Origin of the sequence: Arthrobacter sp. ISL-69 (assembly GCF_018613775.1) — a bacterium.
Classification (GTDB): domain Bacteria; phylum Actinomycetota; class Actinomycetes; order Actinomycetales; family Micrococcaceae; genus Arthrobacter.
Genome location: NZ_JAGGPO010000024.1, coordinates 24,860 through 45,759 on the forward strand (window position 1 = coordinate 24,860; position 20,900 = coordinate 45,759).

The following is a 20,900-nucleotide window of genomic DNA, read 5'->3' on the forward strand; positions in this document are numbered from 1 at the left end:
CGATTGTTAGGCGTAATGAACAATAATGTTCGCCGAGTGGAATGCACAGGGATCGGTCTGCCGAAAAATACCTCGGGGCGCTGCCTAGCCGGCGCTCCATGCTGTCCGGCAGCCGGCCTCGCCGCCGTCCCGGCCTTTTCCGCCTTTTCCGCCCTGCCGTCGGCCGTTGGCACCGGCGTCAGCCACGCCGGACATGCCGGTTTCGACGGGGGATCAGTCCTGCCTGAACGGGCCGGCATCGACCCCACGGCCATCCTGCGGGACTTTGACCAGGGGAAGACCAGCACCCTGCCGGACGGCAGGACGCTGCGTGAATGGGACATCGTCGCGGTGGACAAGGACTTTGAGATCGCACCTAGCGTCACTTTCGCGGGCTGGAGCTACAACGGGCGCATTCCCGGCCCCACGCTCTGGGCGCGAGAGGGCGACGCGCTACGCATCAACTTCACGAACGCCGGGGCCCACCCCCACACGATGCATTTCCACGGCGTCCACCGGGCGGAAATGGACGGCACACCGGGCATCGGAGCCGGGTCCATCGCACCGGGGCAGAGCTTCACCTACGAGTTCGACGCCACCCCGTTCGGCACACATCTGTACCACTGCCACCAGTCGCCCCTGGCCCCGCACATCGCCAAGGGTCTCTACGGCGGCTTCATCATCGAGCCCAAGGAAGGGCGGCCGAAAGCCGACGACGAGATGGTGATGGTCATGAACGGCTACAACACCGACGGCGGGGACGACAACGAGTTTTATTCGGTGAACGGCCTCCCGTTCCGCTTCATGGACTTCCCCGTGCGGGTCAAGCACAACCTCGGCGAGGGCCTCGCGATTGGATCGGCCTACAGCGTCGGCTCGCTCGCGCTCGGGGCCACGCTGATCGTCGGTTTCGCCATCCACAACACCACCGAAGGGCTGGCCATCGATCGCGGGAGTTCCGGCCATTGCAGGAGCCCTGATCGGGGCCACGGTCTACCAGCCCGCCCTGTCGGCTTTCCTGCTGGGCGTCGGCGCCGGCGCCGTGGCCCAGGTGGCCATCAAACTCCTGCCCATGATGAAGGACCACGCAGGAAGGACCTTCACGCCGCTCACCAGCGCCGGAATCATCCTGGGGCTGGCATTGATGTTTGCCACCGGGCTTCTAGTCCAGGCCTGAGTGGTGGCCCGGATTCAGTAACGGCACGGCGAGCGCCGCGGGGCTCAGATGCGAGTAGCGAGCATTCTTATACTTGGTTTCGCCGTTTGTCAAATGGAGTGTTTTGCCTTCACGCCGCGAGGCGTAGTCTACGTGCATGTTCTTGCGGGGGGACTCACACGCTTGGAGGAATCATGCGCTGGATGACCCACCCTGTCCGCAGTCAAGCACGGCACTTGGCGGACCCTCCGGAGGACACTTCCGCCAAGGACCGGTACGGTCGGCGGTGGACTGCGATCGTAGGTGTTTTGCTGCTCACGGTGAGCACCGTGGTTGGCATAGCCAACTCTTCGAAGGCGGCCGGCCCAACAATCGTCAGCCTCACTTTCGACGACGGCATCGGCAGTCAGCTGGCAGCCTCCCAGGTGCTCAAGTCCCACGGGCTGGTGGGAACCTACTACATCACCACCTCCTTTGTTGACACATCCGGTTTCCTCACCCGGGGGAACCTGCAGACCCTTGCTGCGGACGGAAACGAAATCGGCGGCCACAGCGTCACGCATCCGGACCTGACCACGCTCAGCGCCGCGGCCGCCCGCGCGGAAGTCTGCAACAGCAAGACGACGCTTGAGGGGTGGGGTTTCACGGTCAGAAACTTCGCGTATCCCTTCGCCGCGGAGAATGCGACCGCCCAGGCTGCAGTCCGCGATTGCGGCTTCGCCAGCTCACGTGGCCTGGGTGACCTGCGCTCGCCGGCCAGCTGTGCCGCATGCCCCGTTGCGGAGTCGCTGCCGCCGGGCAATCCCATGGTCACCAAGGCTCCGGACCAGGTTGACAGCACCTGGAGCCTGGCGGATCTGCAGGCCCGCGTGACCGATGCAGAGACCACCGGCGGCTGGGTGCAACTGACCTTCCACGCAATCGCTGTGGGCACGGATCCGACGCTGTCAATCACTCCTGCACTGTTCGAATCCTTCGTCACGTGGCTGGCTTCGCATACGGCAACCGGGACGACGTCGGTGCGGACAGTAGCGCAGGCATTGGGCCAGTCCCCCGTACAGTCGCCACCGCCGTCTCCCTCTCCCTCGCCGTCGCCGTCGCCGTCAATCTCGTTCGCCGACATCCCGCCGGGCTACGCGCTGTACACGGAGGTCAGCTGGATGGCGAACCAGGGAATTGCCGGGGGCTGGTACGAAAGCGACGGCACCCGCACGTTCCGTCCCGGTGTTGCTGCCAGCAGGGACATGATGGCGGCGTTCTTCTACCGGATGGCCGGGAGCCCGGCCTATACACCGGCGGGCTCCCCGTTTGTGGATGTCACGCCTGATACCCCTTTCTACAAGGAGATCCTGTGGCTCGCGTCCCAGGGAATCACCAACGGCTGGGCGGAAGCCAATGGAACCCGGACCTTCCGACCAACAGTGGCTGTTAACCGCGACCAGGTCGCCGCATTTATGTACCGATTCGCCGGCAGCCCTGCCTACACGCCCACGGCACCGCCCTTTGTCGATATCTCCCAGCAGAACGCGTTCTACACGGAGGTCGCATGGCTTTCATCCCAGGGAATCACCAACGGCTGGGCGGAAGCCGACGGCACCAGGACCTTCCGGCCCGGACTGCCCGTCAACCGCGACCAGGTTGCTGCCTTCCTCTACCGCTACAGGGCAGCCTTCCCGGCCTGACCGCCGGCGTCCGGCGGACTAGATGAATAACTACTGCGTGGCCATCTGCCAGCTGAGCGATCAGCTGCAGGAGGACTTCGACGTCAACACGGAGCTCCTGATCCTCGAAGGCAAGGAACTCCATGTTGCGACGTGGGATGCCGAGCCGCGGGACGGCGGCTTCGACATGCTGGTCCTCAACGACCGTGTCAGCGCCCTCGGGTTCATGGTGGTCACCGACTGGGAGTTCCTGGAAGAAAAGGCCTACGCGGTGGTGGAGCGGCGGGCCGGCGGCTGAGGGCCGTCCGCCCGTGACAGCCCGGCTGCGCGACGCAGCCAAGGGTCGGGATCACGCGCCCACCGGTCCAGCACAACATCCGCCCGCTCTCTCGCCTGTCCTTCCAGCCCAGCTATCAACGGACGGACGACGTCGGCGGCCAGCGGGTCCACCAGCTCACCCAACTGCGCCTCCCGTACAAAACCCTCAATCCGGGTGAGGTCGGAGTTGTTAAGCAGGGACACCCGGGACTGCAGCAGCACAACCGCCGCCTGGCGGCGCTCGAAGACGGGGACCGACCACAGCTCAGTGCTGAGGGCCGTGATGTCATCGTGAACCAGGTCACGGTGGCGGCGCAGCATGTTGCGGATGGTTCCCCGCACCGCACCCACAGACGCGCCGTAGTACTCCAGCCCGTCGCCCAGCCGGGCCTGGGCCTCTTCCGCCCGGAGCCAGGAGCTTTCCCGCTGCAGCGAGGCATCCACGAAGTCACAGGCGTCAGTCACCCGACCATTCTCCCAAACAGTGAGACACTCAGTCCCATGCGTGAACTGGTCGTCCTCGGCACTGCCTCGCAGGTTCCCACGCGGAGCCGCAACCACAACGGCTACCTGCTGCGGTGGGACGGCGAGGGCCTGCTTTTCGATCCGGGTGAAGGCACCCAGCGGCAGATGATCCACGCCGGCGTCTCGGCCAGCCAGGTCACGCGGATCTGCCTCACGCACGTTCACGGGGACCACTGCTTCGGGCTTCCGGGTGTCCTGTCGCGTATGGTCCTCGACGGAGTGCCGCACCCGGTGCACCTGCATTTCCCAGCCGCGGGCGAGGAGGTGGTCCGCGCCCTCGTGTCCCTGGCCTCCCCGGGCCTGGACCTGCGGCTGCACCCGCACGCCGGTCCGGGGCCGGTGGCACCGGGCCTGGAGGTGCGGCCGCTGCGGCACCGCATCGACACTTTCGGCTATCGGCTGGTCGAGCCGGACGGCCGCACCATCGTGCCGGATCAAGTCGCAAAGGCAGGGATCTCCGGGCCGGATATCGCACGGCTCCAGCAGCAAGGGATCGTGGACGGGGTCCGGCTGGAACAAGTGAGCGTTCCGCGTCCCGGCCAGAGCTTCGCCTTCGTCATGGATACAGCGGAGTGCGACGGCGCCGAGGAGCTCGCCGACGGGGTGGACCTCCTGGTGGCGGAGTCAACGTTCAGCAATGAGGACGCCGCCCTGGCCGCCCAGTACCTGCACCTCACCGCCGGGCAGGCAGGGGCGCTGGCGTCCACCGCCGGAGCCGGGACACTGGTCCTCACACATTTTTCGTCGCGGTACGTCGATGTTCGCGTCCTGGCCGAACAGGCCGCTGCCCGCGCCGGCCGGGCCGCCGTCGTCGCGGCAGAGGACCTGGACAGGGTCCCCCTGCCCAAGCGGCAGCGGAATGGCCTGTTGGCCGGCGCCGTCCCGCCGTCGTCAGTAGATGAAGATGTCGATCCAGGCGCGGTTGTGGGCATGAAGCAGGACAAGGAACAGGACGAAGTCGAACAGCAGGTGGACGGCCACGATGTAGGACAGTGACTTCGTCTTCGTGAAAATGAGTGCCTGGAGCAGGGCGAACGGAAAGATGAAGGCCGGCGCCCAGGCATGGAAGCCCAGTTCCCACAGGAACGACGTGAACAGGACAGCCTGCAGGACGTTTGCCTGCGCCAGGGGCAGGTGCCGGCGCAGGAGCACAAAGACGGTGCAGATGAAGAACAGCTCGTCCCAGATCCCCAGCACATTCGTGCCCAGGAAGAGGCGGAAGACCCCTTCCGGGTCCGAGACCGCGGGCCAGTTGGTGTAGACCCCGGTATTGACCATGTACGCCGGAAGAAGCGCGTAGCCCATGACGACGACGGCGGCCAAATACCACTTCTCGGTCCGCGTCCAGGGGTGCCCGGTCATCACGGGAAACCTGACCGCATGGTCCTTGAATGCGAACCGCGAAACAAAGTACGGGATTCCCACGGCAAGGATCATCGCCGTGCCCATGACGACCATGTGCCCGGTGCTGATATCCGTGGTGATCGGAACAAGGCTGATAGCCACGAGTCCGGCCGTGATCAGGGCCAGGTCGCGCAGGAACGCCCTGTCGATGACTGCCGCCAGTACAAGCGCCATCGCCAAAAGACCATACCCGGCGATCCGTTGTTCCAGTACGAACAGGACGAAGCCGGAGAACGACACAAGCGCCGAGGGAAGCAGCTTCAGCGAGATGCCGTTGCGGATCCTGATTCCGCCTGCGAGCGCACGGTTAGACATACTTGCCGAACCAAGCCAGGGTGTCGTTCCAGGCAGCGGTGGCCTGCGCCTCGTTGTAGCGCTCGCCGGTGTCATTGTGGAATGCATGGTCGACGCCGGGATACACCTTGAGCTCATGGCGGACGTCAGTGGCCGCCAGGGCGTCCCGGAAGGCAGGCAACGCGCCGGTGATCCGGTCGTCGAGTTCGGCGTAGACGCCGAGGACCGCCGGCCTGATCGCGGAGAGCTTGTCCTGGCCGGGGGCGGGTCCGTAGAACGCCGACGTCGCCTTCAGCCCGGTCAGCTCCGTCGCCGCCTGCCATGTGATGCCTCCGCCGAAGCAGTAGCCTGTCATGGCAATCCGCCCGGAATCGACGTAGGGCTGCGCGTTGAGGTAATCGAACGCCGCTGAGAAGTCAACCACGTGCCGGGATGCACCCGCCTTCGTCAGCGCTCCGGGGACGGCGTCCCGGTCCAGGCTCGCCGTTCCGCCCTCCCTGCTCAGCAGGTCGAGGGCCAGGGCCGCGTACCCGGCCTTGGCGAAGCGGCGCGCCACGTCCTGGATATGCGGGGTCAGCCCGCGGTTCTCATGGCAGACCAGCACGGCCGGTCCCGCTTCGTCGCCCTCCGGCCGGGCAAGGTAGGCGCTGATGTCGGTGCCGCCGGAGGGGAACCGCACCGTTGCGGCCACCAGGCCGGCCGCACCCTCGGGAACGGAGAGCGGGCTCTTGGCGCCGGGCACGGCGGCGGCGGAAGCGGTGCCGCCGCCCGGCGAAGGCGAGGACGGGGTGGGCATCGGGTCGGTGCTTCGTGGAAGTTCCTGCGGCGTGCAGCCAACCAGGGCCATGGCGCCCGCGGCGGCGGCCATGCTGCCGGTAATGAACGCCACCCGGCGCGTGAACGTGTGTTGGCTCATGGCCCCGGCGCGGTAGTCGTCGAAGAATTCCTCGATCAGGTACTTCTCGAACTTGCCAAGCTGGGTCATGGAGCGCCTCCTACCGGTTACCAAATATCCTCCTCCGCCCGTCCATCACGGGGCAAGGGGTCCGGTTACGGCGCTAGAACGGGTTCAGCAGCCGGTCCACGAACTGCCGCGTGCGTTCCTCCCGCGGGTCACGCAGGACCGTGTCCGGGTGCCCGCGTTCGACGACGACGCCACCGTCCATGAAGATGACTTCGTCTGCGACCTGGCGGGCGAACGCCAGCTCGTGGGTGACCACCACCATGGTCCAGCCTTCATCGGCCAGCTCCTTGATGACCGTCAGGACGTCCCCCACCAGCTCCGGGTCCAGGGCCGACGTGGGCTCGTCAAAAAGCAGGAGCTGCGGACGCAGGGCCAGTGCACGCACGATGCCCACGCGCTGCTGCTGCCCGCCGGAGAGTTCGAACGGGTAGCTCTTTTCCTTGGCTTCGAGCCCGACCCGGGCCAGAAGCTCCCTGGCCGCAGCGATGGCCTCGGCTTTGGGGCGCTTCTGCACCTGCACGGGCCCTTCGATGATGTTCTCCAGGACCGTTTTGTGCGGGAAGAGATTGTAGTGCTGGAACACCATGGCACTGCGGTCCCGTAAGGAGGCCAGCTGCTTCTTGGACACCGGTGCGGAAAAGTCGACGGCGAGCTGCCCGACAAAGTCCACCACGCCGTCGTCGGGTATTTCCAGTCCGTTGAGGCACCGCAGGACCGTCGTTTTTCCGGACCCCGACGGCCCGATCAGGGCGACGACTTCGCCGCGGCGGACGTCGATGTCGACGGATTTGAGCACTTCGTGACTGCCGAAGGCCTTCCGCAGTTCCCTGACGGCCAGCAGCGCGGGGTCGCCGGTGGGCGTGGATTCAGCGAGCGTGGATTCAGTGGGCGACATAGCGGTCCAATCTCTTCTCCAGGACGGATTGGCCGCCGGCAAGGACCAGGCAGACGACCCAGTAGATGACGGCTGCCTCCAGATACAGCAGCATGAACTCCTGGCTGAAGGCCGCCACCTGCTGCGCCTGGCGGAACAGCTCGGTGACGAGGATCAGGGATGCCAGCGACGTGTCCTTGACCAGGCTGATGAAGGTGTTGGAAAGGGGCGGGACCGAGACCCGGGCGGCCTGCGGCAGGATGATCCGCACCAGCGACTGACGGCGGGACATGCCGATCGTGTGCCCGGCCTCCCACTGCCCCTTGGGAACGGAAAGAATGGCCGCCCGGATCACCTCCGCTGCGTAACCGCCCACGTTCAGGGAGAAGGCGATGATGGCGCTGGGCCAGGGGCTGATGGTGACTCCGATTGAAGGCAGACCGTAGAAGATGACGAACAACTGGACCAGGAGTGGTGTGCCGCGGATGACCGAGATGTAGATCCGCGCAATGGCAGCGAACACGGGGTTCCGGCTCAGCCGCATGAGGGCGATGAGGAGGGCCAGCAGCAGTCCGAGTCCGAACGACGCCAGGGCCAGCGGAATCGTGCCCGTGACGGCACCCATCAGGATGGGGCCAAGCGAGCTCCATACGAGGTCCCAATTGATATTCACGCTCTGACGCTGCGTTCTCCGTCGGTCTCCATACCGCTATTTCGAAACGTCAGCGTCGAAGTACTTCTGCGAAATCTTGGCAAGCGTGCCGTCGGTCTGCAGCTCGCCGAGGGCGGTGTTCACGGCCTCCGTCAGGCTCGTTGATCCCTTGCGGAACGCGAACGCACTGAGCGACTTGTCGGTGGTCTCGGCGGCGATTTTGATTTCGTCATCTTTTGCGGTCTTTTGATAGTCGAGGTAGGTCAGTTTGTCGTTGATGGTGGCGTCAACGCGCCCTTGCTTCAGCAGCGTCACGGCCTGCGCCCATCCCTCCACTGCCTCCACATTAGCGCCGCTTTCCTGCGCCAGCTTGTACCAGTTGCTCGTCAGGGATTGCGCGGTGGTCTTGCCCTTGAGGCTGTCGAAGGAGCTGACGCTGCTGTCATCAGCCTTGGTGACGATGACGCCGGTGCTCACTGTGTACGGCTCCGAGAATTCGTATTTCGCCTTGCGTTCGTCGGTGATCGAGACCTGGTTGGCGACGACGTCGAACCGTTTGGCCTCAAGGCCGGCGAAGATGGCGTCGAACTGCGTTTCCTGGAAGGACGCTTTGACGCCGAGCTTCCCGGCGACGGCCGTGATGATCTCGACGTCGTAGCCGGTCAAGTCGCCGCTTCCGTCGGCATGGAACGAGAAGGGCTTGTAGGTGCCTTCCGTGCCGACCTTGAGCTCGCCTGCGCTCTTGACGTCGCTCAGCGACGTGTCCGCGCCTCCCGCCGGGGCCGAACCGGTCGGAGCGGTGGAGCCGGAGCCGCAGCCGGCCAGGGCGAGTGCTGCCGCTGCAATGAGGCCGATAGCGGAAAGACGTGTGCGCTTCATGATGAACCTTCGTCCTGTAGCCGGAAGAGGGCTTGCCAGCGATACCGCAGGCCGGCAATCCACTACCGACGATAGCAACATCTGCCTTTGGCGAATACAGGATGCGGATGTGCGGGCCTGATGGTTCCCCGACCCGGCTCGCTAGGATTCGACCATGGGAAAGCACGGGAAGCGGGCCAGCGCATTCAAGGCCTCGTTAGCGGCAGCCGGGTACGACGTTCTGGACACACCACGCGAGCACGGCGTGGTGGCGGCGACCACGAAGCAGCTTTCCGACGAAGTGCGGGCCTCCATCGTCGACGTCTACCGCGCACTGGGCGGTGTCAGGGACGACGCCGAGTTCACGGCCGGGGTGTGGGACTTTGCGTGTTCGGACGGGTTGTTCGTCGAGTTCGACGAGGCCCTGCACTTCAACCGCTACCGGCCGATGACCCTTCAAACTCCGTGGTCATCGGAACTCCCCTGGGCGCAGCAGTACCGCAACTACAGCGGGAGCATGGAAGGAATGTGCCTGAAGGACGGGAAGTCCGGCGGCAGGTGGGCCAGCCCGTCGTCGGACGCCATGTTTGGCGGCTCCGACGCGCCGGGAGTGTTTAGCGATAAGGGCTCGTCCCGGTGGAAGCAGCGCGCTCTCTACGATGCGGTGCGCGATGCCTACGCCTGGTCCACGCCGGGAGTAAACCTTGCCCGCGTCTCCATTCACGACGAGGTTGGAGGCCTCAACGTCCATTGGGCAACCAGCCACGGGCTCCTGCTGGACCCGTTGGAGCTGAGGGAATTCGTCGAATCGCGCACGGCCTAGCGATCCGCAGCTCCGGATTGCCGGGCCCCTGCAATACGCCAGTTGCCGAATTCATGAATTCCTCAACTTACTGTCCAGTAAGGGTTCTGCCTGCAGAACGCAGCGGCTAGCCTGTCATAGAGGCCGGGGGGAGGTCCCCGGCTGGAGGCTACAGAGGACCAGCGAGAATGCCAAGCACAGTGACCTTTTCGGTGACAACCATGCCCAGGAGCGGCTCGGAGGGCAGCTTCCGGGAAATCGTCCGCAACCTGCGGACGGACCAACTCGAGGACTGCTTCCTGACGGTCTTCCATGTCGGCGACTCGTTTGCCCTCCTCAGCGGGGAAGCCATCCACAGCGCGCACACTGCCACCAACGATGCGCTCCGCGCATACCTCCTCCGCCGCCTGTCAGGCAATGGCATCGGCCTGGACTTTGACGTGAGGATTGACCGCGACTCAGAGGCAGCCCGTTCCCGTTCGTAATCTCATCAGGGCTGGGAGCGAAGCCGCGAGTTAGGCTCATCCCATGTCGTCCGAACGCTATCTTGCCGAGCTGGCCAGCTCACTTGAAACACTAAGCTCGCTCGCCCGCCAGTCCGACGACGTGCTGTCGCGTTCCGTGCCGGCGTGCCCTGGATGGTCACTCGATCAGCTGTTCGGGCATCTCGGCTCAATCGAACGCTGGGCGGCCGCCGTGGTTCTGGGCGGCAAATATGTCGAGGAGCCGGCGCCCCCGGCCTTGGGTGCCTCCGCGTGGTTTCTCGATGGCACGGGACCGTTCCTCGAGACTATGGCGGCACTTGACCCGGAGGCACCGTGCTGGAACTTCGGACCGCCGCCGCGCACGGCCGGTTTCTGGCTTCGCCGTCAGGCGCACGAACACACCATCCACCTCATCGATGCCAGCCAGGCTTCCGGCCGGGAGGTGCCGGACCTTGGAGCGGACTTCATGCTCGACGGCGTCGACGAGGTCCTGGCCATGTTCACCCCGCGGCAGCTGCGGCTCGAGCGGATGCAGCAGCCGGAGAAGGCCGTGTCATTCCACGTGCCCGGGGCCGGCAGCTGGACGGTGGGTCCGGGACCCGCTGCGGCATCCATCACCGCGCAACTGCCCGAAATGTATCTGGGCCTCTGGGGCCGGTCAAACCTCGAAGATACGGCCGTCATTGGTGGTGACGTTTCCCTTGCCCTTCGCGTCCTGCGTGGCCCGCTGACACCGTGAGCCGGCAACGGACTCGGGGGTCAGCCGTAAGCGGAACACGTTTATTGTCAGAGGTCGCTGGCAGACTTTGGCTATGGACGGTATTCAGGATTTCCGGCCGACTGGAGCCGGGTCGCCACACGGCGTTGCACCTCACGGCGCCTCAATAGAGGACCTGATCGTCGCGCTGGGCGCAGTCCGGCTCAGTACCAATAGCGCCGGGCTGATCGATCAGCTGCGCGGACTGGAGGAGCTAAAGTCCGCTGCGGCAGGCCTGCAGGCACGGGCTGCCGTGGCATTTGATGGCGTCGAGCGCCGCGCTCAGGTTGAGAAGGGGACACCCACTTCGGAGCTGGGCCAAGGCATCGCAGCCCAAATTGCGCTGGCACGGTGTGAGTCCCCCGCCCGCGGCAGCCGACTCCTCGGTCTTGCCAAGGCTCTGGTGACGGAGATGCCGCACACCCTGGCTGCGCTGGATGTCGGTCTGTTGAACGAATGGCGCGCAACTCTGCTGGTGAAGGAATCGGCATGCCTGAATGCCGCGGACCGGTGCGCGGTTGACGAAGAGCTCTGCGCCGATGCCGGGACGTTCGCCGGCGCCGGAGACCGGGCAGTGGTCTCTGCGGCCCGGGCGGCCGCCTATCGCAGGGACCCTCGTTCGGTCACCGAACGGGCCAGCCATGCTGCCGCCGAGCGGCACGTCAGTCTGCGCCCGGCACCGGACACCATGACGTACCTGACTGCCTTGCTCCCGGTTGCAAATGGTGTGGCTGTACACGCCGCGCTGAGCCGTCACGCCGACACCCTGCGCTCGGGCGGGGACACACGCTCCCGCGGTCAGATCATGGCTGACGCCTTGGTCGAACGGACCGCCGGCACGCCCGGCGGCATTTCGGGGGTTGAGATCCAGCTCATCATGACCGACCGGACGCTATTTCAGGGCGATAGTGAACCAGCACGGTTTGGGGGTTACGGTGTCGTACCGGCTGGGTGGGCCCGGGAGATTGTCAGTTCCGGACAACCCCGCTCCCCCAAGGACAGTGGCGCTGGCCGGTCCGCAGACGCCAGCGGGGATGCCCCCAACATCTGGCTCCGCAGGCTATATACCTCTCCCGGAACAGGCGATCTGATCGCCATGGACTCCCGAGCAAGACTCTTCCCGGCAGCACTGCGCCGGTTTATCCAAGCCCGGGACACCACCTGCCGCACTCCGTACTGTGACGCCCCGATCCGCCACTACGATCACGTTGTGCCGTGGCACAACGGGGGCGCCACGAGAGCCGGAAACGGCGCCGGACTCTGCGAGGCATGCAATCAAACGAAAGAAATCGCAGGCTGGAACGCAAGGCCGCGGCCAGGGCCCCGACATTCAATTGAACTGACCACGCCTACCGGTCACAGCTACTACTCGACTGCTCCACCGCTGCCCGGAACAGCTCCGCGCCATCATCCTCACAGAACCAGACGCACGGCATAAGTGCGCCGTTGCGCTCGTTGATTCCCCGACAGGTAGTGAACACGGACTCCGGGACACTGGATCCGACCGCGCCTGCCCGAATACCAATCTGGTGTTACGACGACGGTACTTACCGGATGGGACTCATGCCAGTTCTGCGGGGTGATGAGGCGACCGAAGGGTCCGACGACGCAATGTTGCAAGCGGTGTCTGCAACATTGCTTGCGGTTTCCGTTACACCCCTGCAGGACTACGATTTTGACTGTTGACCACGTAGACGGTGACCAGCTCAGACGCAGAGTGAGGAGAGGCTGTGGCTGGAGGGACGAGGATGAGCGGACCGCACTGGCGGCGGGTGATCGCGACCCTCGCCAACCACGACACGCGGACCGCATACGCCCAGATAGTGCTCGGCGCCCGGCTCCCCGAGGAGATATCCGGGCTGAATGACCAAAGGCGAAAACGTGCCATCGCCACCCTGCTTGAGTCCGGGCTCGTCGAACGGAATGCTGCCAGCGAACTGGCGGCGCCTGAGGCGATCTTCCGGGACCTCCTCACGCAACAACCTCGGCGACAGGCGCAGACCGGATTTGCTCGCTTCATGCGCCTGGGCAGGATCGAGAGGTATCCGGCCAACATGGCGGAACGGCGGGAGCTCCTGGCGTGGATTGTCAGCGAAGCCATCGAGCCGGGCGAACGTCTGACGGAAAAACGGATTAATGAACGGCTCCTCAGCTATACCGATGACGTCGTGATGCTGCGCCGCTACATGATCGACTTCGGACTATTGGAACGGACCCCCTCGGGCTCGTCCTACTCCCGGCCGGAGGGAAGATAGGCGCTCGGGTGCCGCATCTCCGCAGTCGGATGCGCACTACACTGTCTGGATGGAAGTCACGGTCAGCGACGTGCCTGTGCATTACGCCGAGCACGGCAGCGGTACGCCCGTTCTCGCTCTGCACGGGGCTGGCGTGGATCACCGCGAGATCGCCGGCGCTCTTGAACCGATATTCTCCAACGTTCCAGGCTTTCGGCGCCTGTATCCGGACCTGCCCGGGATGGGCCGCACCCCGGCGCCCGAGACGATCACGGGCAACGATGACGTACTTGATCTCCTGCTTGGCCTTATCGACAGCGTCATTGGTGATGAACCGTTTCTTGTCATTGGCCACTCTTACGGTGGCTACCTAGCCCGGGCAATTGCCAATCTGAGACCTGATCAGGCCGTCGGGCTGGCGCTAATCTGCCCGGTTGGCGCGCATACACATGACGTACCCACGCACGAGGTCCTTGTTTCGTCGGACGACCTGACCGGCGATTTGGACCCGGATCTCGAGGCTACGTACCGCAGCTACTTCGTTGTGCAGACGGCTGAAACGCTGCGCCGGTTCCAGGAACATGTGGCTCCCGCAGACTCGCTCGCTGACGAGTCGGGCCTGATGCGAATCTTTTCGCACTGGGAGCTACGGGATCGGCCGGAAGCTTCGAAAGCCTATCCTCATCCAGTGATGGTCCTTGCAGGGCGACAGGATGCCACGGCAGGATACACAGGCCCTGGGGCGTTGATCGAGCACTACCCCCGCGCCACATTTGGCGTACTTGATCGCGCCGGCCACGCTCTGATGCACGAGCAACCCGGCCTCGTCCAAGCCCTTGTTGCCGAATGGCTCACGCGTGTGCGGGAGCACTCGACGACATGACGTAATCGGCAGTGCTGCGCGACCCGCCCAGATAAGGCAGGCGACGCGGTCATCGGGCGACACGGCCACATAGCCACGAGGTGTGTGAGAGACTCGCGACGTGGACGATGATTCCGAAGGTGCCATGCACCATATCGAACTGTGGGTGCCCGACTTCAAGAGGGCCAAGGATGAATGGGGCTGGATTCTCTCCAGCTTGGGATATGAAACCTATCAAATCTGGACAAATGGAATCAGTTGGCGACGGGGCGGTCTTTACATCGTCGTGGAGGAATCCCCGGACCTGAGTAGCCGCGAGCACCAGCGCACCTCGGCCGGACTGAATCACCTGGCGTTCAAGGCCGGAAACCGGCAGCGTGTGGACGCTCTGGCGCGGGAGAGTTCACAGCACGGTTGGAGCCAGTTGTTTGCCGACAAGTACCCGCATGCGGGTGGTCCGGACCACTATGCGGCATACCTGACCAACTCCGATGGTTTCGAGATAGAGCTTGTGGCGACTGTTCAACTTGCTCCGAAGAACCTTCGGTAGATGTGAGATTCCATTCCGCACATCAGCGGCACAGTTCGGAATCTCAGTCGTTTTTCATCACATGGCTTCGCATTCCGCTGTAGGAGGGCCACTGCGAGTCCGACGGTCGGGACCACAACGGCTGTGGCGAAGGCCCACCGTTCTCCTCGCCGCACTCCGTACCAGGACTGGCATGCGATGGCCAGTCCAGTCGCAGCGATGAAGCCGCTGAGCGCAATGTGCAGATGGCTGATGTAGTGATGCAGCTGCGGGCTGAACGCCTCGACCTCCGCCATCCCCTTGTCCACTTGGTCGAGGCCGACGCCCAGCTCGAGGAAGGCGCCCGTAAAGTTGAGTCCCAGGAAGACTACGGCGTACGCAACGAAGACCAGCCCGGCAAGCGTCATGACAGCGGCTCCCGCCCGGAGACGGGTCTGGTTCCCCGGGGTAGTTTGGATGGCAGGCATAGCCACCACCCCCTCTCTTATTTCATGTACGTACTCGATAGGAGTCCCGTGGTCGTTGGCCTGTCAAGAGAGACTCCTGGAGGCGCGTGGCGATGGCATCTCAGGCGCGATCGGGCAAGCTACCGTGGGGCGCGGGCATGCCTGCGACCATTCCCGCCCACAACAGGTCGGTTGTCGCAAGGGTCAGGTCGTCCACGGATGCTCCATCGAGGAGGTCGCCCGCCGCCAGAAGTGCGGCACCATGGAGGCTCACGAAGCATACGAGCGCGAGCCTCTCGGCGTCGCCTGAAGCCAGCTCCCCGGCTTCCTGGGCTTCTGCGATGAGTCCTCTGGCGATCCGCATGCCGGCTTCGCCGATGTTGCGCAGTTCTTCGCTGGCATCCCGGTGGTGCTTGGTGGAGTGCATCACGACCAACTGGACCGGGTGGGTGACTGCGAAGTCCACGTAGGCTCTTGCGATCCGGACAAAGCGTGAACGGTGGTCTCCGTCAGCTTCGGACGCCCCCTTTATCCGGACGTTCATTTCACGGAAGCCGTCAAGGGCTAGGGCATCGATAAGCGCCTGTTTGTCACGGAAGTGCTTTCCGGGCGCCGCGTGGCTAACGCCCAGGTCACGTGCGAGTTGCCGCAGGGAAAGTCCCTCGACGCCTGCTTCCTCGATGATTTCCGTTGCACGTGCGAGCAACGCCTCGCGGAGGTTGCCGTGATGGTAGGGCTGGTCGATCATGCTTCAGTATAACCAGGATGTAGTCATTGACAACAATGGTGCCACTGCCTACTATGTTGGCATTGGCTACATAAGCAGCCGCAACATAGATCGGATTCGACATGACCATGACCTTCACCGGAACGACGGCACTCATCACTGGAGCAAGCTCCGGGCTCGGTTCCGAGTTCGCCACGCGGTTTGCGGCGCGCGGGGCCAACCTTGTCCTGGTTGCACGGCGGACCGACAGGCTTGAGGATCTTGCCCGGGAGCTGCGCCACGCCCACGGCATTTCCGTAACAACGCTATCGAAGGACCTGAGCCGCCCGGGAGCCGGAACGGAGGTCCACGACGAGCTCACCAGCCGCGGTATCCGCATCGACACCCTGATCAACAACGCGGGCTTCGGCACGCGCGGCCCGTTGGTGGAGGAAGACCCCGCAATCATCGCCTCTGAGATCTCCCTCAACGTGGCTTCCCTCGTCGACACCACGCGGGCATTCCTCCCGGAGATGCTCTCCACAGGAAAGGGCGCACTCATCAACGTGGCCAGCACCGCCGCATTTCAGCCGGTGCCTGGAATGGCGGTTTACGGAGCAACCAAGGCCTTTGTCCTGAGCTTCACGGAAGCGCTGGCACACGAGACAAAGGAATCGGGCCTTCGTGTGCTCGCACTCTGCCCGGGGGCTACCCGCACCGAGTTCTTCGATGTACTCGGGAGCCAGGCCGCAGCGGTCGGCCGGCTGCAGAGCGCCAGCCAGGTCATCGACACTGCCCTTCGCGCCCTCGACCGCCGCACTACACCCGTAAGCGTCGTCTCCGGCTGGGGAAATCGCATGCTTGCCGGAATGGCCCAGCGCCTCCCCCGACACATCTCCCTCGCCATCGCCGGCCGAGCCGTACAGGACTAGTCCAGCCCTGACGTCTTCAGCGCGCGAGTACTGCCGATGTGTAGCCTCCAGAACGGGGCAAAAAGGTGGCACCGCGCCAAGTCGTTTGTCGCGGTGCCACCTAGTTGGTCAAAATGCCATCTATTTTGTTATCTCACACACAGGACCCCCATGCGCACGCATAGGGGTCCTGGCCGGATGAAGAAGAAGGACTAGAAGTCCCAGTCATCATCCTCAGTATTAACAGCCTTGCCAATCACATAGCTCGAACCGGAGCCCGAGAAGAAGTCGTGGTTCTCGTCCGCGTTCGGGGACAGGGCCGACAGGATGGCCGGGTTCACGTCGGTGACGGAAGCCGGGAACATGGCCTCGTAGCCCAGGTTCATGAGCGCCTTGTTGGCGTTGTAGTGCAGGAACTTCTTGACGTCCTCGGCCAGGCCGACGGAGTCGTAGAGATCGTGCGTGTACTGGACCTCGTTCTCGTACAGCTCGAAGAGCAGTTCGAAGGTGTAGTCCTTGATCTCTTGGCGGCGCTCCTCGGAAACCTTCTCCAGGCCCTTCTGGAACTTGTAGCCGATGTAGTAGCCGTGCACGGCCTCGTCGCGGATGATCAGGCGGATCAGGTCGGCCGTGTTCGTCAGCTTGGCCCGTGAGGACCAGTACATGGGCAGGTAGAAGCCCGAGTAGAACAGGAAGCTCTCCAGCAGCGTCGAGGCCACCTTGCGCTTCAGGGGATCGTCGCCCTGGTAGTAGTCCATGACGATCTGGGCCTTCTTCTGAAGGTTCGCGTTCTCAGTGGACCAGCGGAACGCCTCGTCGATCTCCTTAGTGGAGGCCAGCGTGGAGAAGATGGAGGAATAGCTCTTGGCGTGCACGGACTCCATGAAGGCGATGTTCGTGTACACGGCTTCTTCATGCGGAGTGATCGCATCCGGGATCAACGAGACGGCGCCGACAGTGCCCTGGATGGTGTCCAGCAGGGTCAGCCCGGTGAACACACGCATGGTGAGCTGCTGCTCGTCCGGGGTCAGCGTGGCCCACGACTGCACGTCGTTGGACAGCGGGATCTTCTCCGGAAGCCAGAAGTTGTTGACCAGGCGGTTCCAGACATCCACATCCTTCTCATCCTGGATGCGGTTCCAGTTGATCGCCTCGACGTGGCTAAGCAGCTTGACCTTTTCGGTCATGTCATCCCCTAAAAAGTTGGGTTCTTCGTTAACTTAAGCGTACGACGGCGGGCGGGCGCCCGCCGTCGTACTCAACCGGTGGCGGTTGCTACAGCATGCAGCTGACGCAGTTGTCCACCTCTGTCCCTTCCAGCGCGAGCTGGCGGAGACGGATGTAGTAGATGGTCTTGATGCCCTTTTTCCAGGCGTAGATCTGGGCCTTGTTGATGTCGCGCGTGGTGGCGGTGTCCTTGAAGAACAGCGTCAGGGACAGGCCCTGGTCCACGTGCTGCGTGGCGGCGGCGTAGGTGTCGATGACCTTCTCGTAGCCCAGCTCGTACGCGTCCTGGTAGTACTCCAGGTTGTCGTTCGTCAGGTACGGCGCCGGGTAGTACACGCGGCCCAGCTTGCCTTCCTTGCGGATCTCGATCTTGGACGCCACCGGGTGGATCGAGGAGGTGGAGTTGTTGATGTAGCTGATCGAGCCCGTCGGCGGGACGGCCTGCAGGTTCTGGTTGTAGATGCCGTGCTCCATGACGGAAGCCTTCAGCTCGCGCCAGTCATCCTGCGTGGGGATGTGGATGTTCTTGAACAGCTCCGCGACCTTCTCGGTCTGCGGCACCCACTCCTGCTCCGTGTACTTGTCGAAGAACTCGCCGGAGGCGTACTTGGACTTCTCGAAGCCGCCGAAGGTCTGCCCGGTCTGGATGGACAGCAGGTTGGAGGCGCGGATCGCGTGGTACACCACCGAGTAGAAGTAGATGTTGGTGAAGTCCAGGCCCTCTTCGGAACCGTAGTGGACCCGCTCGCGAGCCAGGTACCCGTGCAGGTTCATCTGGCCCAGCCCGATGGCGTGGCTCTGGTCGTTGCCGCGGGCGATGGAAGGCACTGAGGTGATGTTGGACATGTCGGACACAGCGGAGAGGGACCGGATGGCCGTCTCGATGGTCAGGCCGAAGTCCGGCGAATCCATGGTCTTCGCGATGTTCAGCGAACCCAGGTTGCAGGAGATGTCCTTGCCGGTCTGGTCGTAGGACAGGTCATCGTGGTACGTGGTGGGCTGGGAGACCTGAAGGATCTCGGAGCACAGGTTGGACATGATGATCTTGCCGTCGATCGGGTTTTCCCGGTTCACGGTGTCCTCGAACATGATGTACGGGTAGCCGGATTCGAACTGGATCTCGGCGAGGGTCTGGAAGAACTCGCGGGCCTTGATCTTGGTCTTCTTGATCCGGGAATCGTCCACCATCTCGTAGTACTTCTCGGTGACCGAGACGTCGGAGAACGGCATGCCGTAGACGCGTTCGACGTCGTACGGGGAGAACAGATACATGTCCTCGTCGCGCTTGGCCAGCTCGAATGTGATGTCCGGGATCACGACGCCGAGCGAGAGGGTCTTGATACGGATCTTCTCGTCCGCGTTTTCCCGCTTGGTGTCCAGGAACCGGTAGATGTCCGGGTGGTGGGCGTGCAGGTACACGGCTCCGGCACCCTGGCGGGCACCGAGCTGGTTGGCGTAGGAGAAGCTGTCCTCGAGGAGCTTCATCACGGGGATGACCCCGGAGGACTGGTTTTCGATCTGCTTGATCGGGGCGCCGACTTCGCGGATGTTGGTCAGCGCGAAGGCCACGCCGCCGCCGCGCTTGGACAGCTGCAGGGCGGAGTTGATGGAGCGGCCGATCGACTCCATGTTGTCTTCGATGCGCAGCAGGAAGCAGGAAACCAGTTCGCCGCGCTGGCGCTTGCCGGCGTTGAGGAACGTGGGCGTGGCCGGCTGGAAGCGGCCCTCGATGATCTCGTCCACCATCTGCAGGGCGAGCTGCTCGTCGCCGCGGGCCAGGTGCAGGGCCACCATGCAGACGCGGTCCTCGTAGCGCTCCAGGAAGCGATTGCCGTCGAATGTCTTCAGCGTGTAGGACGTGTAGAACTTGAAGGCGCCGAGGAAGGTCTCGAAACGGAACTTCTTCTTGTATGCGCGCTTGTAGAGCTCGCGGATGAAGTTCATCGTGTACTGGTCGAGGGTCTCGCGCTCGTAGTACTGGTTCTTCACGAGGTAGTCGAGCTTCTCTTCCAGGTCGTGGAAGAACACGGTGTTGTTGTTGACGTGCTGCAGGAAGTACTGGTGGGCAGCCTCGCGGTCCGCCTCGAACTGGATCTCGCCGTTCGGTCCGTACAGGTTCAGCATGGCATTCAGCTCGTGGTAGCCCAGGCCTTTGTAGGCGGCAGGCAGCGCGGGCTTCTCTGCGGTCTTCTCGACGGCGGCTCCCGCGCGGGAGCCCTGACCCTCAGGCATGGTTACTTCTGTGTCTGCGACAGTAGTGTCCAAAACTTGTCCAATCCTTGATTTACCAGGCGGACGTCGTCAGGCGTCCCCATGAGTTCGAAGCGGTAGAGGTGCGGTATCTGGCATTTGAAGGCGATGATGTCGCCGGCCATGCAGAAGTTGTCCCCAAAATTTGTGTTTCCTGCGCCGATCACCCCGCGGATCAGTTTTCTGTTCTGCGGGTTGTTGAGGAACCGGATCACCTGTTTCGGCACTGAGCCTTCGCCGCCGGTCCCCCCGTAGGTGGGAACCACCAGGACGAAGGGTTCGGTGGCGACGAGCTCAGCTTCACGCTGATACAGGGGAATCCGGGCCACATCCCGGCCAAGCTTCTCAACGAAGCGCCGGGTGTTCTCGGATGCCGAGGAAAAATAGATGAGTTGGCTTTGGGTCGTGTTGACGGCCTGAGCCCCAAGGGGAGCATCGGCCAATGCCAGTGCTGCCACGGGAGTCACCTCGCCTGTGTTGTTGGTGGGAAATTTGCCCCTACGCGACGGAGGATGCGGCAGCCAGTGCCAGTTCCTCGATCTTGTCCGGACGGAATCCGGACCAGTGGTCCTGCTCGGTAACCACAACGGGAGCCTGCATGTAGCCCAGGGCCTTCAGGCGCTCGAGTGCATCCGCGTCCTGCGAGATGTCGACGCTCTGGTAGGTGATGCCCTTCTTGTCCAGCGCACGGTAGGTCGCGTTGCACTGAACACAGGCCGGCTTTGTGTAAACCGTTACAGTCATGGTCCCTGTCCCCTTTGTTGAAGTCATTGCTCTTCGTAATCCGCGAGCCCTGCCCGAACTGGAATCCATGTCCGAATACTGGTCTCGCCGGCGGCTGCCCAGGCAGCCTATATGCATGTTTATGTCTGACGCAGATGCCCCGGTCAATCTGTATGTCGATACTACATGTAGTGCAAGCGCCCCGGACGAACCCCAAGATGATGTATTACAAGTATGTCATTTAATGCACCGTTAATCCACAGGCCATGGGGTGAAAAATGTC

23 protein-coding genes are annotated in these 20,900 nt (G+C 63.6%); 11 read left to right on the forward strand and 12 right to left on the reverse strand.

From position 1 onward, the window contains the following. Nucleotides 1-36: 36 nt before the first annotated feature. Entirely contained in the window at nt 37-2,817 is a 2,781-nt protein-coding gene (locus J7I79_RS24305; protein ID WP_311380605.1) for a multicopper oxidase domain-containing protein, read from the forward strand. Nucleotides 2,818-2,839: 22 nt separating this feature from the next. Continuing rightward, a complete protein-coding gene (locus J7I79_RS17485) occupies nt 2,840-3,094 on the forward strand; it encodes a hypothetical protein (RefSeq protein WP_214955352.1) in 255 nt (84 codons plus the stop codon). Here J7I79_RS17485 and J7I79_RS17490 read toward each other — a convergent pair. Continuing rightward, a complete protein-coding gene (locus J7I79_RS17490; RefSeq protein ID WP_214955354.1) occupies nt 3,061-3,579 on the reverse strand; it encodes a DNA alkylation repair protein in 519 nt (172 codons plus the stop codon). The two genes, J7I79_RS17485 and J7I79_RS17490, sit on opposite strands and share 34 nt — an antisense overlap. Before the next feature lie 36 nt (nt 3,580-3,615). Here J7I79_RS17490 and J7I79_RS17495 point away from each other — a divergent pair, with 36 nt between their 5' ends. Continuing rightward, complete coding sequence (locus J7I79_RS17495; protein ID WP_214955356.1) at nt 3,616-4,635, forward strand: ribonuclease Z; 1,020 nt, start codon at nt 3,616-3,618, stop codon at nt 4,633-4,635. Here the strand turns inward: J7I79_RS17495 and J7I79_RS17500 are convergent. The 5 genes from J7I79_RS17500 to J7I79_RS17520 form a co-directional block, all read right to left on the reverse strand. Beyond that, a complete protein-coding gene (locus tag J7I79_RS17500; RefSeq protein WP_214955358.1) occupies nt 4,531-5,358 on the reverse strand; it encodes a CPBP family intramembrane metalloprotease in 828 nt (275 codons plus the stop codon). The genes J7I79_RS17495 and J7I79_RS17500 overlap by 105 nt on opposite strands. Further along, nucleotides 5,351-6,322 carry a dienelactone hydrolase family protein gene (locus J7I79_RS17505; protein WP_214955360.1) on the reverse strand — a complete coding sequence of 324 codons (972 nt, stop codon included), beginning with the start codon at nt 6,320-6,322 and terminating at the stop codon, nt 5,351-5,353. The genes J7I79_RS17500 and J7I79_RS17505 overlap by 8 nt, the downstream gene beginning before the upstream one ends. A 73-nt stretch (nt 6,323-6,395) precedes the next feature. Continuing rightward, entirely contained in the window at nt 6,396-7,196 is an 801-nt protein-coding gene (locus J7I79_RS17510) for an amino acid ABC transporter ATP-binding protein (protein ID WP_285291473.1), read from the reverse strand. After that, nucleotides 7,183-7,842, reverse strand: coding sequence for an amino acid ABC transporter permease (locus tag J7I79_RS17515; RefSeq protein ID WP_104173191.1), 660 nt, complete (start codon nt 7,840-7,842; stop codon nt 7,183-7,185). The genes J7I79_RS17510 and J7I79_RS17515 overlap by 14 nt, the downstream gene beginning before the upstream one ends. A gap of 42 nt (nt 7,843-7,884) precedes the next feature. Continuing rightward, complete coding sequence (locus J7I79_RS17520) at nt 7,885-8,706, reverse strand: amino acid ABC transporter substrate-binding protein (protein WP_214955361.1); 822 nt, start codon at nt 8,704-8,706, stop codon at nt 7,885-7,887. 154 nt (nt 8,707-8,860) lie between these two features. Here J7I79_RS17520 and J7I79_RS17525 point away from each other — a divergent pair, with 154 nt between their 5' ends. The 7 genes from J7I79_RS17525 (at nt 8,861) to J7I79_RS17555 (ending at nt 14,375) form a co-directional block, all read left to right on the forward strand. After that, nucleotides 8,861-9,508 (forward strand): hypothetical protein, encoded by a 648-nt coding sequence (locus J7I79_RS17525; protein ID WP_214955363.1) that lies wholly within the window; start codon nt 8,861-8,863, stop codon nt 9,506-9,508. Nucleotides 9,509-9,675: 167 nt separating this feature from the next. Beyond that, nucleotides 9,676-9,972: a hypothetical protein gene (locus tag J7I79_RS17530; protein WP_214955365.1), complete on the forward strand. Its 297-nt coding sequence runs from the start codon at nt 9,676-9,678 to the stop codon at nt 9,970-9,972. Between the two features lie 43 nt (nt 9,973-10,015). After that, the gene (locus J7I79_RS17535; protein ID WP_214955366.1) at nt 10,016-10,711 is read left to right on the forward strand and encodes a maleylpyruvate isomerase family mycothiol-dependent enzyme; all 696 of its coding nucleotides are present in this window, start codon (nt 10,016-10,018) and stop codon (nt 10,709-10,711) included. Between the two features lie 73 nt (nt 10,712-10,784). Continuing rightward, nucleotides 10,785-12,167, forward strand: coding sequence for an HNH endonuclease signature motif containing protein (locus J7I79_RS17540; protein ID WP_214955368.1), 1,383 nt, complete (start codon nt 10,785-10,787; stop codon nt 12,165-12,167). A gap of 310 nt (nt 12,168-12,477) precedes the next feature. Further along, nucleotides 12,478-12,984 carry a DUF2087 domain-containing protein gene (locus J7I79_RS17545; protein ID WP_251042949.1) on the forward strand — a complete coding sequence of 169 codons (507 nt, stop codon included), beginning with the start codon at nt 12,478-12,480 and terminating at the stop codon, nt 12,982-12,984. 49 nt (nt 12,985-13,033) lie between these two features. After that, nucleotides 13,034-13,846 (forward strand): alpha/beta fold hydrolase, encoded by an 813-nt coding sequence (locus J7I79_RS17550; protein WP_214955372.1) that lies wholly within the window; start codon nt 13,034-13,036, stop codon nt 13,844-13,846. Between the two features lie 100 nt (nt 13,847-13,946). Beyond that, on the forward strand, nt 13,947-14,375 hold the full coding sequence (locus tag J7I79_RS17555) for a VOC family protein (protein WP_311380606.1): 429 nt from the start codon (nt 13,947-13,949) through the stop codon (nt 14,373-14,375). Here the strand turns inward: J7I79_RS17555 and J7I79_RS17560 are convergent. Further along, nucleotides 14,348-14,821 carry a hypothetical protein gene (locus J7I79_RS17560; protein WP_251042950.1) on the reverse strand — a complete coding sequence of 158 codons (474 nt, stop codon included), beginning with the start codon at nt 14,819-14,821 and terminating at the stop codon, nt 14,348-14,350. The two genes, J7I79_RS17555 and J7I79_RS17560, sit on opposite strands and share 28 nt — an antisense overlap. A 100-nt stretch (nt 14,822-14,921) precedes the next feature. After that, entirely contained in the window at nt 14,922-15,548 is a 627-nt protein-coding gene (locus tag J7I79_RS17565; RefSeq protein ID WP_214955374.1) for a TetR/AcrR family transcriptional regulator, read from the reverse strand. A 101-nt stretch (nt 15,549-15,649) separates the two neighbouring features. Between J7I79_RS17565 and J7I79_RS17570 the strand changes: the two genes are divergently transcribed. Then, nucleotides 15,650-16,438 carry an SDR family oxidoreductase gene (locus J7I79_RS17570; protein WP_214955376.1) on the forward strand — a complete coding sequence of 263 codons (789 nt, stop codon included), beginning with the start codon at nt 15,650-15,652 and terminating at the stop codon, nt 16,436-16,438. Nucleotides 16,439-16,629: 191 nt separating this feature from the next. On the opposite strand, the gene nrdF is transcribed toward J7I79_RS17570, so the two are convergent. From nrdF to nrdH, 4 genes are all read right to left on the reverse strand, one after another. Beyond that, on the reverse strand, nt 16,630-17,604 hold the full coding sequence (nrdF, locus tag J7I79_RS17575) for a class 1b ribonucleoside-diphosphate reductase subunit beta (RefSeq protein ID WP_214955378.1): 975 nt from the start codon (nt 17,602-17,604) through the stop codon (nt 16,630-16,632). Between the two features lie 88 nt (nt 17,605-17,692). Beyond that, nucleotides 17,693-19,876: a class 1b ribonucleoside-diphosphate reductase subunit alpha gene (gene nrdE, locus J7I79_RS17580; RefSeq protein ID WP_396020208.1), complete on the reverse strand. Its 2,184-nt coding sequence runs from the start codon at nt 19,874-19,876 to the stop codon at nt 17,693-17,695. Between the two features lie 2 nt (nt 19,877-19,878). Next, the gene (gene nrdI / locus J7I79_RS17585) at nt 19,879-20,352 is read right to left on the reverse strand and encodes a class Ib ribonucleoside-diphosphate reductase assembly flavoprotein NrdI (protein WP_181038801.1); all 474 of its coding nucleotides are present in this window, start codon (nt 20,350-20,352) and stop codon (nt 19,879-19,881) included. Between the two features lie 40 nt (nt 20,353-20,392). Continuing rightward, complete coding sequence (gene nrdH / locus J7I79_RS17590) at nt 20,393-20,638, reverse strand: glutaredoxin-like protein NrdH (RefSeq protein WP_104173085.1); 246 nt, start codon at nt 20,636-20,638, stop codon at nt 20,393-20,395. Nucleotides 20,639-20,900: the final 262 nt, after the last annotated feature.